Annotated in this window: 11 protein-coding genes; 3 read left to right on the top strand and 8 right to left on the bottom strand. The window is 67.6% G+C overall.

The genetic code is table 11. From position 1 onward, the window contains the following. Window positions 1-66: 66 nt before the first annotated feature. The 3 genes from CHRYSEO8AT_RS11720 to CHRYSEO8AT_RS11710 all read right to left on the bottom strand — a co-directional run bounded on the left by CHRYSEO8AT_RS11720 (window position 67) and on the right by CHRYSEO8AT_RS11710 (window position 3,978). Window positions 67-2,046: an acetyl/propionyl/methylcrotonyl-CoA carboxylase subunit alpha gene (locus CHRYSEO8AT_RS11720; RefSeq protein WP_159850198.1), complete on the bottom strand. Its 1,980-nt coding sequence runs from the start codon at window positions 2,044-2,046 to the stop codon at window positions 67-69. Window positions 2,047-2,118: 72 nt separating this feature from the next. Continuing rightward, entirely contained in the window at window positions 2,119-2,439 is a 321-nt protein-coding gene (locus tag CHRYSEO8AT_RS11715) for a low molecular weight protein tyrosine phosphatase family protein (protein WP_201304423.1), read from the bottom strand. 3 nt (window positions 2,440-2,442) lie between these two features. Then, a complete protein-coding gene (locus tag CHRYSEO8AT_RS11710) occupies window positions 2,443-3,978 on the bottom strand; it encodes an acyl-CoA carboxylase subunit beta (protein ID WP_159850194.1) in 1,536 nt (511 codons plus the stop codon). On the opposite strand from CHRYSEO8AT_RS11710, the gene CHRYSEO8AT_RS11705 reads away from it, so the two are divergent. From CHRYSEO8AT_RS11705 to CHRYSEO8AT_RS11695, 3 genes are read left to right on the top strand one after another with little or no spacing between them, the layout of a single operon-like run. Then, complete coding sequence (locus CHRYSEO8AT_RS11705) at window positions 3,977-4,114, top strand: hypothetical protein (RefSeq protein ID WP_159850192.1); 138 nt, start codon at window positions 3,977-3,979, stop codon at window positions 4,112-4,114. The two genes, CHRYSEO8AT_RS11710 and CHRYSEO8AT_RS11705, sit on opposite strands and share 2 nt — an antisense overlap. Further along, entirely contained in the window at window positions 4,107-5,531 is a 1,425-nt protein-coding gene (locus CHRYSEO8AT_RS11700; protein ID WP_159850190.1) for a short-chain fatty acyl-CoA regulator family protein, read from the top strand. The genes CHRYSEO8AT_RS11705 and CHRYSEO8AT_RS11700 overlap by 8 nt, the downstream gene beginning before the upstream one ends. 8 nt (window positions 5,532-5,539) lie before the next feature. Further along, entirely contained in the window at window positions 5,540-6,577 is a 1,038-nt protein-coding gene (locus CHRYSEO8AT_RS11695) for an oxidoreductase (RefSeq protein ID WP_159850188.1), read from the top strand. On the opposite strand, the gene pyk is transcribed toward CHRYSEO8AT_RS11695, so the two are convergent. The 5 genes from pyk to CHRYSEO8AT_RS11670 all read right to left on the bottom strand — a co-directional run bounded on the left by pyk (window position 6,574) and on the right by CHRYSEO8AT_RS11670 (window position 14,314). Further along, the gene (pyk, locus tag CHRYSEO8AT_RS11690) at window positions 6,574-8,019 is read right to left on the bottom strand and encodes a pyruvate kinase (RefSeq protein WP_159850186.1); all 1,446 of its coding nucleotides are present in this window, start codon (window positions 8,017-8,019) and stop codon (window positions 6,574-6,576) included. The genes CHRYSEO8AT_RS11695 and pyk overlap by 4 nt on opposite strands. A 135-nt stretch (window positions 8,020-8,154) precedes the next feature. Next, complete coding sequence (locus CHRYSEO8AT_RS11685; protein WP_159850184.1) at window positions 8,155-9,864, bottom strand: alkaline phosphatase family protein; 1,710 nt, start codon at window positions 9,862-9,864, stop codon at window positions 8,155-8,157. A gap of 75 nt (window positions 9,865-9,939) precedes the next feature. Further along, the gene (locus CHRYSEO8AT_RS11680; protein ID WP_159850182.1) at window positions 9,940-10,884 is read right to left on the bottom strand and encodes a DUF808 domain-containing protein; all 945 of its coding nucleotides are present in this window, start codon (window positions 10,882-10,884) and stop codon (window positions 9,940-9,942) included. A 2-nt stretch (window positions 10,885-10,886) separates the two neighbouring features. Beyond that, window positions 10,887-12,095: an LL-diaminopimelate aminotransferase gene (locus tag CHRYSEO8AT_RS11675; RefSeq protein WP_159850180.1), complete on the bottom strand. Its 1,209-nt coding sequence runs from the start codon at window positions 12,093-12,095 to the stop codon at window positions 10,887-10,889. A gap of 164 nt (window positions 12,096-12,259) precedes the next feature. Next, entirely contained in the window at window positions 12,260-14,314 is a 2,055-nt protein-coding gene (locus CHRYSEO8AT_RS11670; RefSeq protein ID WP_159850178.1) for a TonB-dependent receptor, read from the bottom strand. Between the last annotated feature and the right edge of the window lie 112 nt (window positions 14,315-14,426).

The raw sequence follows: 14,426 nt of genomic DNA, 5'->3' as shown, positions 1-14,426 counted from the left end.
GCCTCCTCCCCATGAAATGGGGAGGTGGGTCGACGCGCAGCGGCGAGACGGAGGGGCTCTGCCGCATCACCCGAACTCCACCAGCACGTCGTCCGCCGCCACCGGATCCCCGTCCTTGGCCCCGACGGCCTTCACCACCCCATCGCGTTCGGCCTTCAAGATGTTCTGCATCTTCATGGCCTCGATGATCGCCACCGTCTCGCCGGTCTTGACCTCCTGGCCCACCACCACCGGGATCGAGACCACCAGCCCCGGCATCGGCGACAGCACCAGTTTCGACGTGTCCGCCGCCGCCTTCTCTGGCAGGCGCGCATACAGTTCGGCGACGTGGGGCCGCAACACCCGCACTCGCGCCAGCGCCGCGCGGTGGCGGATGTCGAAGCCGTCGGCGACGCGCTTGACCTCGGCGGTGAAGGCCTCGCCGTCCAGCTCGGCCTTGAACTGGGCCAGGCCGGGCCGCCAGTCGATGTCCGACAGGCGGATGTCGCCCCCGCCCGTCAGGGTCAGGATCATCTCCTCGTCCTCGTCATAGGACAGGCCGACGCCGTGCGGCGTCTTATCGATCATAACGATCCAGTCGGTGCGGTCCGACGGGTCGCCGTCCTGTTCGGCGATGACCTCGTGCATGGCCAGGGCCGAGGCGATCAGGATTCGCTCCTGCTCCACCGTCGGGCGCAGGCCGTGGAAGCCGTCCGGGAATTCGTCCTTGATATAGCTGGTCGACAGTTCGCCCGACTTGAACCGGTCCTGGTCCATCACCGCCGCCAGGAAGGGCACATTGTGGCCCAGGCCCGACAGGTGGGTGTCCTCCAGCGCGCGGGCCATGCCCGTCACCGCGTCCTCGCGCGTCTCGCCCCAGGCGCACAGTTTGGCGATCATGGGGTCGTAGAACATGCTGATCTCGTCGCCCTCGCGGACGCCGGAATCGTTGCGAACGGTGTAGTCGCCCTGATCGCCTTCCTCCGGCTGCTCATAGCGGACCAGCCGTCCGATGGAGGGCAGGAAGCCGCGATAGGGATCCTCGGCATAGATGCGGCTCTCGATAGCCCAGCCGTTGATCGACAGGTCCTTCTGTTCGAAGGCCAGGGCCTCGCCCCAGGCCGACCGGATCATCTGTTCGACCAGGTCGACGCCGGTGATCAGCTCCGTCACCGGATGCTCGACCTGCAGCCGGGTGTTCATCTCCAGGAAGAAGAAGCTCTTGTCCTGACCCGCGACGAACTCGACCGTGCCCGCCGAGTCATAGTTCACCGCCTGGGCCAGGGCGACGGCCTGGGCCCCCATGGCGGCGCGGGTGGCCTCGTCCAGCAGGGGCGACGGCGCCTCTTCGATGACCTTCTGGTTGCGGCGCTGGATCGAACATTCGCGCTCGAACAGGTGGACCACATGGCCGTGCTTGTCGCCCAGCACCTGGATCTCGATGTGGCGCGGATCGATGATGAACTTTTCCAGGAAGACCCGGTCGTCGCCGAAGGCGTTCAGCGCCTCGGCCTTCACCGCCGCGAACCCCTCGGCCATGTCGGCGTCCGAATGGGCCACGCGGATGCCCTTGCCGCCGCCGCCGGCCGAGGCCTTGATCATGATGGGATAGCCGATCTGGTTGGCGATCCTGACCGCCTCGTCCGGCGTCTCGATCAGGCCCATATGGCCCGGCACGGTCGAGACCCCCGCCTCGGCCGCCAGCTTCTTGGAGCTGATCTTGTCGCCCATGGCCTCGATGGCCTCGGGGTTCGGGCCGATGAAGGCGATCCCCTCGTCCCTCAGCCGCCGCGCGAACCCGGCGTTCTCGCTCAAGAACCCAAAGCCCGGATGCACGGCCTGCGCCCCCGTCTGGCGCACCGCCTCGACGATCTTGTCGGCCAGCAGATACGACTGCGCCGCCGGCGCCGGCCCGATCAGCACCGCCTCGTCAGCCATCTCGACCGCCAGCGACCCGGCGTCAGCCTCCGAATAGACCTGCACCGTCTGGATGCCCATGCGGCGGCAGGTCTTGATGATCCGAACCGCGATCTCGCCCCGGTTGGCGATGAGGATTTTCTTGAACATTTCAGTCCCTGCAACCTTCGTCAAAACCGTGAGGTTCCGGCTGCGCCCATTGGGCGCTTTAATGAAATCCACTCATAGAAACGGCGTCACCTTCGCCTTCAGCAACGCCACGAGTTCGGGCTGCATGAAGGCATAGTCATCGGGAATATCGAGGCAGACGACGCGGGCTTGTTTGAGTTGCGGCTTGAACCGCCGCGCCAGCTTCGCCCGATGCTGCTTCTCCATCACGAAGATGAAGTCAGCGTCCTCGACCATCTCGCCCGTCAGCACCTCATCGGCATCCGGCGCCAGCCCCGCAGAAGCGACTTCGATATTCGGCCAGTTGGCGAACACCTGTTCGGCTGTGGGGCTGCGCAGACGATTGCGTGAGCAGATGAAGAGGACGTGTTTCATCACCTATAGCGGAATATTGTCATGCTTCTTCCAGGGGTTCTCCTGGACCTTGTTCTTCAGCGTCCGCAGCGCCTTCACCAGCCGCCGCCGCGTCCCATGCGGCATGATGACGTCGTCGATGTAGCCCAGCCCCGCCGCCACGAACGGATTGGCGAACCGGTCCTTGTACTCAGCCTCGCGCGCCGCCAGGGCCGCCGGGTCGCCGGCCTCCTTGCGGAAGATGATCTCGACCGCCCCCTTGGCGCCCATGACCGCGATCTCGGCGGTGGGCCAGGCGTAGTTGACGTCGCCGCGCAGGTGTTTCGAACTCATCACATCATAGGCGCCGCCATAGGCCTTGCGCGTGATCAGGGTCAGTTTCGGCACGGTCGCCTCGGCATAGGCGAACAGCAGCTTGGCCCCGTGTTTGATCAGGGCGCCATACTCCTGCTTGGTCCCCGGCATGAAGCCCGGCACGTCCACCAAGGTCACCAGCGCAATGTCGAAGGCGTCGCAGAAGCGCACGAACCGCGCGGCCTTGCGGCTTGAATCGATGTCCAGCACCCCCGCCAGCACCTGGGGCTGGTTGGCGACGATCCCGACCGTCTGGCCGTCCAGCCGGCCGAAGCCGCAGATGATGTTCTTGGCGAAGTCGGCGCCGATCTCGAAGAAGTCGGCTTCGTCGATCACCTTCAGGATCAGCTCCTTCATATCATAGGGCTGGTTCGGATTGGCCGGGATCAAGGTGTCCAGCGACGGCTCGTCCCGCTCGGGCTCGTCATAGCTTTCGCGCACCGGCGGCTTTTCGCGGTTCGACAGGGGCAAAAAGCCGATCAGGCGGCGCACCTCCGACAGGGCCTCCAGATCATTCTCGAACGCCCCGTCCGCCACGCCCGACTTGCCGGCATGCACCCGCGCGCCGCCCAGATCCTCGTGGCTGACGACTTCGTTGGTGACCGTCTTCACGACGTCGGGGCCGGTCACGTACATATAGCTCGTGTCCTTCACCATGAAGATGAAGTCGGTGATGGCCGGCGAATAGACGTCGCCGCCCGCGCACGGCCCCATGATCACGCTGATCTGGGGAATGACGCCGCTGGCCAGGGTGTTCTGCAGGAAGATGTCGGCGTAGCCGGCCAGGCTCTCCACCCCCTCCTGAATTCGCGCTCCGCCGGCGTCGAACAGGCCGATGATCGGGGCGCCGGTGGTCAGGGCCATCTTCTGCAGCTTGACGATCTTGGCCGCATGGGCGCCCGACAGCGACCCGCCAAACACAGTGAAATCCTTGGAGAAGACATAGACCAGCCGCCCGCCGATGGTGCCGCGCCCCGTCACCACGCCGTCGCCGGGGATGCGCTGGTCCTGCATGCCGAAGTCGTGGCTGCGGTGTTCCACGAACATGTCGGTCTCCTCGAAGGAGCCTTCGTCCAGCAGCACGTCGATGCGTTCGCGCGCCGTCAGCTTGCCCTTGGCGTGCTGGGCGGCGATACGCTTTTCCCCACCGCCCAGTTTGGCGGCGGCGCGACGGCGCTCCAGTTCTTCAAGGATGGCTTGAGTCATGATGGATCTTCGCCTCTCGTTCGCGCAAGGCGTGGCGCCTTCATCGCAAATAGGCAAACGCAACTTTGCAAAAAGTGTGGAACTGCGCGGGCTTGCAAAGGATGGCGATATGATCTGCAAAGTTGCGAATGGCTGAGAAGCTTTTCCTGGGCGCCAAACTGCGCAAGCTGCGCGAGGCGCGTGGCTGGACGCTGGAGGCGTGCGCCGAGCGCCTGGGCCTGTCGCCGTCCTATCTTTCGCAGATCGAAACCAACCAAAGGCCTGCCACTGCGCGGGTGCTGATCGCCCTGACGCGCGCCTTTCACGTGGACGCCAGCCTGTTCGATCTGGAGGGCGACGCCCGCCTGATCGCCGACCTGCGCGAGGCCACCACCGACATCGCCGGTCAGGCCGAGCCGCCCACGGCCGCCGAGCTGAAACAGGCGGTCGCCAACACGCCCCGCCTGGCCCGCCAGTTCCTGGCCCTGCATCAGACCTTCCGCCGCCTGGACGAGCGGGTGAAGGCGCTGGACGACACGCTTGGCCGCGACGAGCGCGGCGCCAGCGTCGCCCTGCTGCCCTATGAAGAGGTGCGCGACTTCTTCCACTATCGCGACAACTATATCGACGCCCTGGACACGGCGGCCGAGGCGCTGGCGACCACCCTGGCTCAGGACGGCCAGATCGAACGGGCGCTGGAGACGGTGCTGGCCGATCTGCACGGCGTGCGCGTGGTCAATGTCGCGGGACAGGAGGCGCTGCGCCGCTACGACCCCGCCAGCCGGGTGCTGACCCTGGACGCCTGGCAGCCCGGCGCAACCCGGTCGTTCCAGCTGGCGCACCAACTGGCCCTGCTGTCCTTCCGCGACCTGATCGAGGCCGAACTGGACCAGGCCGCCTTCCGCACCCAGGCCGCGCGCGACGTGGCCCGTGTCGGTCTGGCCAACTACGCCGCCGGCGCGCTTCTGCTGCCCTACCGCGCGTTCCTGGAGGCGGCGCGGGAGGAGAAGCACGACATCGACCGGCTTCGCACCCGCTTCCAGGTCAGTTTCGAACAGGTCTGCCACCGGCTCTCGACCCTGCAACGGCCCGGCTGGCGCGGGGTGCCCTTCTATTTCGCCCGCGTGGACATGGCCGGCAACATCACCAAGCGCCACAGCGCCACCCGCTTCCAGTTCGCCCGCTTCGGCGGCGCCTGCCCCCTGTGGAACGTGCACGAGGCCTTCGCCGCGCCCGACCGGATCGGGGTGCAGCTGGCCCAGATGCCGGACGGCTCGCGCTACATCTCCATCGCCCGCAGCGTGTCCAAGCCCAGCGGTTCCTATCTGGCCAACGACCGTCGCTACGCCCTGTCGCTGGGGTGCGAGGTCGAGCATGCGGGCGCTCTGGTCTATGCCGCCGGACTGGATCTGAATGGCCCGGCGACGCGGATCGGCGTCAGTTGCCGCATCTGCGAGCGCACCGACTGCACCCAGCGCGCCTTCCCGCCCATCGACCGCACCCTGCATGTGCCCGAAAACGAGCGTGGCGTGGTGCCCTATGTGCTGGATGGGCCGCGCCCGGACCGCTATTGATCGGGGGTATGACCTCACACGATCGAATCGGCGTCGCCGTCGTCGGCTATGGACTGGCGGGCCAGACCTTCCACGCGCCCCTCATCGCCGCCACGCCCGGCCTGACCCTGACCGCCGTCGTCTCGTCGCGGCCCGAGGCGGTGCATGCCGACCTGTCCGACGTGGAAATCCTGCCCGATCTGGACACCGCCTTTGCGCGCGAGGACATCCGCCTGATGGTCGTCGCCACGCCGGACGCCCTGCACGCCGAACAGTCGATCGCCGCGCTGAAGGCCGGCAAGTCGGTGGTGGTGGATAAGCCGTTCGCCGCGACCCTGACGGACGCCGAAGCCGTCGCCGCTGTCGCGGCTCAAGCGCCCGGCGTGTTGAGCGTCTTCCAGAACCGCCGCTGGGACGCCGACTTCCTGACCCTGCGCCGCCTGATCGACCAGGGCGAACTGGGCGAGATCGCCGTGTTCGAAAGTCACTACGACCGCTTCCGCCCGACCGTCACCGACCGCTGGAAGGACCAGCGCGACGGCGGCGTCTGGGCCGACCTGGGGCCGCACCTGATCGACCAGGCGGTGCAACTTTTCGGTACACCCATAGGCGTCTACGCCGACCTGCAGGCCCAGCGTCAGGGCGCGACGGCCATCGACTACGCCCACGTCCTGCTGCGCTACGACCGGCTGCGGGTCATCCTGAACGCCGGGCATCTGGCCGCCGAATCCAGCCTGCGCTACGTCGTCCACGGCACGGGCGGCAGCTTCGTCAAGCACGGCCTGGACGCCCAGGAAGGCCAGTCCAAGGCGGGCCTGCGGCCCGGCGACGCCAAATGGGGTATCGATCCCTCGCCCGGCGTCCTGACCAAACAGGTCGGTGATGAAACGATCCGCACCACGCCCACACCCGAACGCGGCGACTATCCCGCCTTCTACGCCGCCATGCGCGACGCAATCCTGGGCAAGGGTCCGCCGCCGGTGACGGCGGATCAGGCCCTGACGGTCATGCGGATCATCGACGCCGGCAGACGCAGTGCGGCCGAGCGTCGAGAGATCGCCCTCTAGCTCTTCTTACGGCCCTTCAACGCCGCCGCCGGCGCATGGGCCAGCCGCAGCAGGTTGGCCGCGCCCGGCGCCCCAAACGGCGTGCCGGCCAGGATCAGGATGCGCTGCCCCGGTTCGGCCAGGCCGTATTTGACCGCGCTGTTGACGGCATCGTCGGTGACGGCCTCCAGCGAATCCGGCTGTTCGCCGAGGCGCGGTTCCAGTCCCCACACCAGGGCCAGACGGCGTGCGGTGTTGGGATTGGGCGTCAGCACCAGGATCGGCTTCAACGGGCGTTCCCGCGCCATCCGCCGCGCCGTTCCGCCCAAGGTCGTGAACACCACCAGACAGCCGGTCGAGGGCGCGCTGGCCGCCATGCCCGCCGCTCCGACCAGGGCGTCCACGTCATGTTCGTCCATGCCGGCGTGCTCGGCGCCCATCAGGCTGGGCCACATCGGGTCGCTTTCGACGCGCTCGATGATCCGGCTCATCATGCCGACGGATTCCAGCGGATAGTCGCCCGACGCCGTCTCGGCCGACAGCATCAGGGCGTCTGCGCCTTCGTACACAGCGTTCGCCACGTCGGTCGCCTCGGCGCGTGTCGGGGCCGGGGCGCTGGTCATGGATTCCAGCATCTGGGTCGCCACGATCACCGGCACGCCACGATTGCGGGCCGCGCGCACGATCTGTTTCTGCGCCACCGGCACATCTTCTGGATCCAATTCGACGCCTAGGTCGCCGCGCGCCACCATGACCCCGTCGCAATAGTCCAGGACGGCCTCCAGATCGGCCAGGGCCGCCGGCTTCTCGATCTTGGCCAGGCAAGCGGCCTGCCCGTTCACAATCCGCTTCAGTTCAGCCATGTCCTCGGGCTTCTGAACGAAGCTGAGCGCCACCCAATCCACGCCCATCCGCAGGGCGAAGGCCAGGTCCTCGCGGTCCTTGGGCGTCAGGGCCGAGACCGGGATCACCGCTTCCGGCACCGCCACGCCCTTGCGATCCGACAGTTTGGAGCCGCTCTCGACCGTCACATCCGCCCACTCGTCGGCGCGCTCCCCGACGCGAAGCCGCACCCGGCCGTCATCCAGCAACAGCAGCATGCCCTTGCGCAGGGCCTTGAAGATTTCCGGGTGCGGCATCTGCACCCGCGTCTCGTCGCCGGGCGTCGGGTCCAAATCGAAGCGCATGGTGTGGCCCGGCTTGACCGAGATCTCTACGTCCTTGAACCGGCCCAGCCGCAACTTGGGCCCCTGCAGATCAGCCAGCACGCCCAGCGGGCGCTGCAAGGCTGCCTCGGCGCCGCGCACGGCCTTCAGGGCGGCGGCGTGATCCTCATGCGAGCCATGGCTGAAGTTCAGGCGGAACACGTCCACCCCGGCCTGGGCCAGCGCCTTGACCATACCGGGCGCACGGCTTGCGGGCCCCAGGGTCGCGACGATGCGGGCGCGGCGGGCTCTGTTCATGGACGTTTCCTGTTGGCTTTGACGCCATCCGTATGGATGGCTTGGGCGCTTTGCTCCCTTCTGCCAACGAAACCTTTTCCACGTAAGGCCGTAGCCCCGCCGGGAAACACGAGTTTACGACCTCGAAACAGGAGTTTATCGCGCCGCGGCCTCGACCGTCGGCGCGCAGGCGGCCACGGCAAACCCGTTCAAGTCCATGCAACGGCCCTCGACCTGGGGGGCCGGCACGCCGATGACGTGGGCCAGGGTCGGGGCGATATCGACCGTGCGGATGGGCAGGAACCGCTCTTCGCCATGGGCGCCGGGCCACCAGAAGATGATCGGCACGCGACGGTCGTATTCCCACGGCGTGCCGTGACCGGCCAAGGTCGAGCCGACGCGGCCGCCGGCCGTGGTGTTCTGGGTCCAGGCGAACTGGATGTCGGGCGAGCGCTCGGCCACGGTCGACAGGCGCATGCGTTCGCGCACCGTCATCATCTCGGGTTGGCGGCTGTCGGGCAGAGGCTCGGTCAGCAGCCGGTCGCGCGTCTCGGCGAAGGCCACGTCCGGCAAGGCGCGTAACATCTCGACCGCCGCCTCCGCGACTTGGGTGCGCAGCGGATCGGGCAGCGACTTGTGCTCGGCGTCGGCGACCATCAGGCCGCTGCCGCCGGACTGAAGCGGATCGGCGTCCAGGTTGAAGCGCGTCTTCAGCGCGGCATTGACACCCTTGATCGCATCCATGTCGGCGCGGTGCGCCTGGGGATAGCCGTGCTCATGCATCCGCTCGACGAAGTCTGACCCGCCATGATCGGCCGTCAGCACCACCAGCGCCCCGCCCGGAACTTGGGCCAACTTGTCCAGGAAGGCGCCCATCGCTGCGTCCAGCCGGTGCATCTGCTCGCACATCTCCGGCCCTTGGGTGCCGTACATATGGCCGATCCGGTCCGTCGCCGACAGGCTGACGCCCAGCATATCGGTGGTCGCCCCCTGCCCCAGCTTCTGGCTGTCCAGTAGATATTCCGCCGCCTTCAGGGTCTGCTCGTCTAGCTGCGGCGAGGTGTCGAACTTCAGCCCCGCAGGCGGCAGCATCGAGTGGAAGGTCTGTCCGCGAATGGTCCAGTCGCCGGCCAGCGCCCGACACTCTTCGTTCTGATAGTCCCAGGCTGTCGGCGTCGCCGCCATCCAGGCGTTGAAATCGGCGTTGAAGGCCGCGACCGGGGCCAGCTTGGCCTGCGCCGTCTGGCCCGGCTCGACATAGGTCGTCAGGCCGAACCCGTCGGTGAACCAGAAGGCTTGGCCCTGATGGCCGGCCAGGTTGATGGCGCCGCGATCCTTGCCCGACACCGCTATGACCTTGCTGTCGGGGCTGACGGCCTTCAGCCAGTCGCCCAGCGTCGTGGCGCGCAGTTGATCCGGCCCCACCGGCCCGTTGTCTGTGTCGTCGCGACCGTGCGCCAGATGGTTCTGCGGCGCGGCCAGGCAATAGACCTCCTTGCCGGTCTGGGCGTCGATCCAGTCGTTGGCCGGGATGCCCGTCTCGACAGGATGCATGCCCGTCAGAATGGTCGAGTGGCCAGGGCAGGTCTCGGTCAGGCCATGGGTTTGATAGCCGTTGGTCGACACCAGCCCCTGGTCCGCCAGGCGGCGCAGGCCGCCGCTGTAACGGCTGCGATACTGGTTGAAGAGGTTGGCGCTGAACTGGTCCACCACAATGGTCACGATCAGTTTCGGCGGCGTCAGGGCGGCGACGGAAGCCTGAGGGGCGACCTGCTGAACCGGGGTCTCGGAGACGGAGGCGCAGGCGGCGCCCGCCATCGACAGGGCGGCCAGGAAAGCAGCGGCGGCGTGACGCGACAGGGACATGCGAAGAACTCCAACAACAGGCGACCGGCCTCTAGCCGCCGCGGATTGCATCCGCGTGACAGCGCGCCGTCGCTCCTAGTGTGATTCCTTGGCCCGCAGCTTCCCGACCTGATGTACGACCAGAACGACCAGCCCGCCGACGATCAGGCCGATCACGGCCGAGGCCACGGCGGTCGTCAGCCAGCTCATCACCCCCGCCAGCGGCCCGAACACCTGTCCGACCGCGTGCGCCAGATGCTCCAGCGGCACGGCCGGCCAGTGCAAACCCAGTGTATGAGAGCCATGGAGCAGAATGCCTCCACCGACCCACAGCATGGCGGCGGTGCCGATGACCGACAGCGCGCTCATCACCACGGGCATGCCCTTGACCAATCCACGCCCCAAGGCGCGCACGCCGCCATTGTCGCGCTTCGCCAGGCTCAGGCCGATATCGTCCATCTTCACGATCAGGCCAACCGCGCCATAGACGACGATGGTCATGGCGATCCCGACCACGGCCAGCACGGCCGCCTGGGTCAGGATCGGCTGGGCCGCCACATCCGCCAGGGCGATGGCCATGATCTCGCCCGACAGGATCAGGTCGGTCCGCACCGCCCCCGCCACCGTCGTCTTCTCCAGCGCCGCCGCGTCGCCCGTGATCGGCGCCGCCGTCTCGTGCCCGCCGTGGCCAAGGGCCTCCAGCAGCTTCTCCGCCCCCTCGAAGCACAGATAAGTCCCGCCGCACATCAGGATCGGCGTGATGGCCCAGGGCGCAAAGGCGCTCAGCACCAGGGCCGCCGGCAGGATGAAGATCAGCTTGTTGCGAAACGACCCCAGGGCGATCTTGCCGATAATCGGCAGCTCGCGGCTGGGCGACAGTCCCATGACATAGCGCGGCGTCACCGCCGCATCGTCCACCACGACCCCGGCCGCCTTGGTCGAGGCCTTGCCCGCCGCCGCGCCCACGTCATCCAGCGAGGCGGCGGCCAGCTTTGCGATGCCCGCGACATCGTCCAGCAGCGCGATCAATCCGGACGGCATTCTCAGTCTTCCCGGCTGGGCGGCACGTTGACGCCCTGTGATTTCAGATAGGATTTGATGTTGCGGGCGGCCTGGCGGATGCGCTGCTCGTTCTCGACCATGGCGATGCGGACGAAGCCCTCGCCGTTCTCGCCGTATCCGACGCCCGCCGCGACCGCGACCTTGGCGTGGGTCAGCAACTGCTTCGAGAACTCAAGGCTGCCCATATGCGCCAGCGCCGGCGGCAGCGGCGCCCAGGCGAACATGGAGGCGGCGGGTTTGGGGACGTCCCAACCCGCGCGGCCGAAGCTGTCGATCAGCACGTCGCGCCGGCGGTGATAGAGTTTGCGGTTCTGCTCGACGATATCCTGCGGCCCGTTCAGCGCCGCGCAGGCCGCCGCCTGGATGGGCGTGAAGGCGCCGTAGTCGAGGTAGGATTTCACCCGCGTCATGGCCGCGATCAGCTTCTTGTTGCCGACCGCGAACCCCATCCGCCAGCCAGCCATGCTGTAGGTCTTCGACAGGGAGGTGAACTCGATCGCCACGTCCTTGGCCCCCGGCACCTGCAGGATCGAGACCGTCGGCTTGCCGTCGTAATACAGCTCCGAATAGGCCAGGTCGCTGATGATCCACAGGTCGTTCGACTTGGCGAAGTCCACGACGCGTTCGTAGAAGGCCAGGTCCACCGTCTCGGCCGTCGGGTTCGACGGATAGTTCATCACCAGGATCTTGGGACGCGGCACGGTGAAGGCCATGGCCCGTTCCAGCGCCTCGAAATACTTCTCGTCCGGCGTGGTCGGCACGCTGCGGATGGCGGCGCCGGCGATGATGAAGCCGAAGGTGTGGATCGGATAGGAGGGGTTTGGCGCCAGGATCACGTCGCCCGGCTCGGTGATGGCGGTCGCCAGGCTGGCCAGACCCTCCTTGGAGCCCATGGTGACGATCACCTCGGTCTCGGGATCCAGATCGACGCCGAAGCGGCGGCCGTAATAGTTGGCCTGGGCGCGGCGCAGGCCGGGAATGCCCCGCGACGCCGAATAGCCGTGCGCGTCGGGCTTGCGCGCCACCTCGATCAGCTTGTCGATCACATGCTGGGGCGGCGGCAGGTCGGGGTTGCCCATCCCCAGGTCGATCACGTCTTCGCCCGCCGCACGGGCCGCCGCACGCATCGCATTGGTCTCGGCGATGACATAGGGCGGCAACCGCTTCATGCGGTAGAATTCTTCGGACATGACAGGCTCGTCGTTCGGGGTCTTGGGCCGGGGGTCGGCCTTCTCTAGCGATTAGCGCGCCTGCGGCTCCGCGCAACAGCGTTGAAGGTCATTTTCACCCGCTGGACGGTCGAAATCTGTGCGTCGCGCAAAAACGCGGTCGGAAAAGGCGTTTCGAGTTGCAATCAATAGCTCAGACGGAACCCCGCACTGACGGTTCGCGGCGGGCCGTAACCAGCGACACCCGTCCCCGTTTCCGACACCTCGACATCGGTGTCGAGCAGGTTGTCGGCCGCAAGCCAAAGGGTCGTGCGCGGGTTCAGCGCCCACTCTCCCCGTGCGTCCAGCGTCACGGTGGCATCCAGCACGCGGCTGTTCAGGTCGTCGTCGAACCGGCTGGATTCATAACGCGCCGCCAGCGCCAAAGTCAGACGATCCGTCGCGCGCCAGTCCAGCCCGGCGGTCGCGCTCCATTCCGGGGCCTGAGCGGGACGCAGGCCCGTCAATTGCGCGGCGGCCGATCGGCCGTCGATCTCCGCGTCGGTCCACGATACGGCGGCGTTCAGCGACACCGCGGACGACAGGTCCACGGAGCCGTTCAGCTCCACGCCCCAGGCGTCGATGGTCCCGGCGTTCTGGCGCTGACGCAGAACACCGCCCGCCGGCACGAACCCGGCGCGGGGGAAGGTCGCGGGTCCGGTCCCGATGGTCACATTGACGATGGCGTCCTCGATCTGGTTCCAGAACACAGTTGCGCCCCAGCGCACGCCGTCGCGGTCGAACGCCAGCCCGGTCTCGATCCCCTTCAGCGTCTCGGGCGTCAGGGCGGCGTTGGCCTCGGTGATGTCGTTGCCGACGCGGAACGGCCGGTGCAGTTCGTTCAGCGTGGCGGGCCTGAACCCGGAATAGGCCGCCGCCCGCGCCGCATAGCCGCCGCCCAGATCACGCCGCACGGCCAGACGCGCGCTGACCACCTCGCCCGACCGGTCTGGGTCGTTCTCATTCAGCAGAACAGCGCCGGTCGCTAGGTCGAACTCGTTGCGGAACCCGTTCTTGTTCTCCCACCGGTCGACGCGCAACCCTCCGGCGACCAGCCAGTCGTCGGCCGTCCACGACGCATCGACATAGACGCCGGCCACCTTCGTCTCGCCGCCCGCACGCCGTCCCTTTTTGAAGCCCGTGACAGGTGGAGGATTGCTGAACAGCTCATTGGTCTCGCCGTCGTTGAAGCGAGCATCCGCGCCCACCTCCCACTCCAGCCGACCACCAAAGAAATCGGCCATCCGGCGACGCAGGGCCGCGTTCAGCCCCCATCCAGTGGCGGGCGTCTTGAACTGATCGTTGGCCGGGGTCGTGGTCGCCCGGTTGTCAGAGACCGAAGCCGAGCTGTTGGCCAGGTTGCTGTCGATCCGCCACGCCTGCAGCCGCCAGCCATAGCCGTCCGCCGTCGGCGCCTGGGCGGCCGTGGCGCTGAGGCTGTGACCGCTGGCGTTGGCGCGGGTTCCGGCCAGGCCCGATCCGCGATCTTCCTCCCAGGTCGCGGCGCGCACCGACAGGTTCGCCTGCCCCAAGGCCGTATCGACCCGCAGGGCCGCGCTGCGGCTGTCGAGGTCCAGCGGCGTGTCCGCCGCACCCGCCGCCGGTCCGCGCACCGGCACATAGCCGTCGCTGATCTCGCGCAGGCCGCTCAACGTCACCGCCACCGGCCCCAGACGCGTGGACGCCGAGCCCGCCGCCCGCACCCCGCCACGTTCGGCCGCCGAGACATCCAGCACCCCGTCCAGACCCTCGTTGTTTGGCCCCCTTTCGCGCAGCGTGATCGTGCCGGTAAGTGCGCCCGCTCCATAAGGCCCAGACCCAGCGCCCCGGATCACGTCCAGGCTTTCCAGCGATTCCGGCGTCGCCTGGGACCAGATGACCCAGCCTCCGAACGGATCGTTCAGCGGCACGCCGTCCAGCAGCACCAGCGTCCGCCCCGCCCCCGACGGCGCGATGGCCCTCAACGATATGCCCTGGGTCGTCGGATTGGCCGCCGCGCTCGTGGTGCGTCGAAACAGCGACACCGCCGGCACGGACCGCAGCGCTTCGTCCAGCCGGGACGATCGGGACAACACCGTCTGATCGATCCTCACCACCGAAAACGCGGCGTCGGCCGCCGCCGGCGGCAGGCGCGCGGCGGTGACGACGATCTCGGGCAAAGCGACGGGGGCGACGACGGGGGGAGGAGCGTCCTGGATCATGCGCCGTCACTAGGGGCTGGCGCGGGCTCCGCAAAGCTTGGCTTTGCAATAAAGCCCGGCCAGATCGCCAATCTGGCGATTGGCAGATCATCCGTCGCTCGATAACAACCCT

It is taken from the genome of Brevundimonas sp. G8, from assembly GCF_902506205.1.
Taxonomy (GTDB): Bacteria; Pseudomonadota; Alphaproteobacteria; order Caulobacterales; family Caulobacteraceae; genus Brevundimonas.
Note: the sequence above shows the minus strand (reverse complement) of the source record. Positions and strands in the feature narration are given on the sequence as shown.

Coding starts and splice junctions, on each gene's coding strand:
- pyk (WP_159850186.1), bottom strand. CDS start 8,019: ATGAACAGAGCCCGCCGCGCCCGCATCGTCGCGACCCTGGGGCCCGCA.
- CHRYSEO8AT_RS11710 (WP_159850194.1), bottom strand. CDS start 3,978: ATGACTCAAGCCATCCTTGAAGAACTGGAGCGCCGTCGCGCCGCCGCC.
- CHRYSEO8AT_RS11680 (WP_159850182.1), bottom strand. CDS start 10,884: ATGCCGTCCGGATTGATCGCGCTGCTGGACGATGTCGCGGGCATCGCA.
- CHRYSEO8AT_RS11670 (WP_159850178.1), bottom strand. CDS start 14,314: ATGATCCAGGACGCTCCTCCCCCCGTCGTCGCCCCCGTCGCTTTGCCC.
- CHRYSEO8AT_RS11705 (WP_159850192.1), top strand. CDS start 3,977: ATGATGGATCTTCGCCTCTCGTTCGCGCAAGGCGTGGCGCCTTCATCG.
- CHRYSEO8AT_RS11675 (WP_159850180.1), bottom strand. CDS start 12,095: ATGTCCGAAGAATTCTACCGCATGAAGCGGTTGCCGCCCTATGTCATC.
- CHRYSEO8AT_RS11685 (WP_159850184.1), bottom strand. CDS start 9,864: ATGTCCCTGTCGCGTCACGCCGCCGCTGCTTTCCTGGCCGCCCTGTCG.
- CHRYSEO8AT_RS11695 (WP_159850188.1), top strand. CDS start 5,540: ATGACCTCACACGATCGAATCGGCGTCGCCGTCGTCGGCTATGGACTG.
- CHRYSEO8AT_RS11720 (WP_159850198.1), bottom strand. CDS start 2,046: ATGTTCAAGAAAATCCTCATCGCCAACCGGGGCGAGATCGCGGTTCGG.
- CHRYSEO8AT_RS11715 (WP_201304423.1), bottom strand. CDS start 2,439: ATGAAACACGTCCTCTTCATCTGCTCACGCAATCGTCTGCGCAGCCCC.
- CHRYSEO8AT_RS11700 (WP_159850190.1), top strand. CDS start 4,107: ATGGCTGAGAAGCTTTTCCTGGGCGCCAAACTGCGCAAGCTGCGCGAG.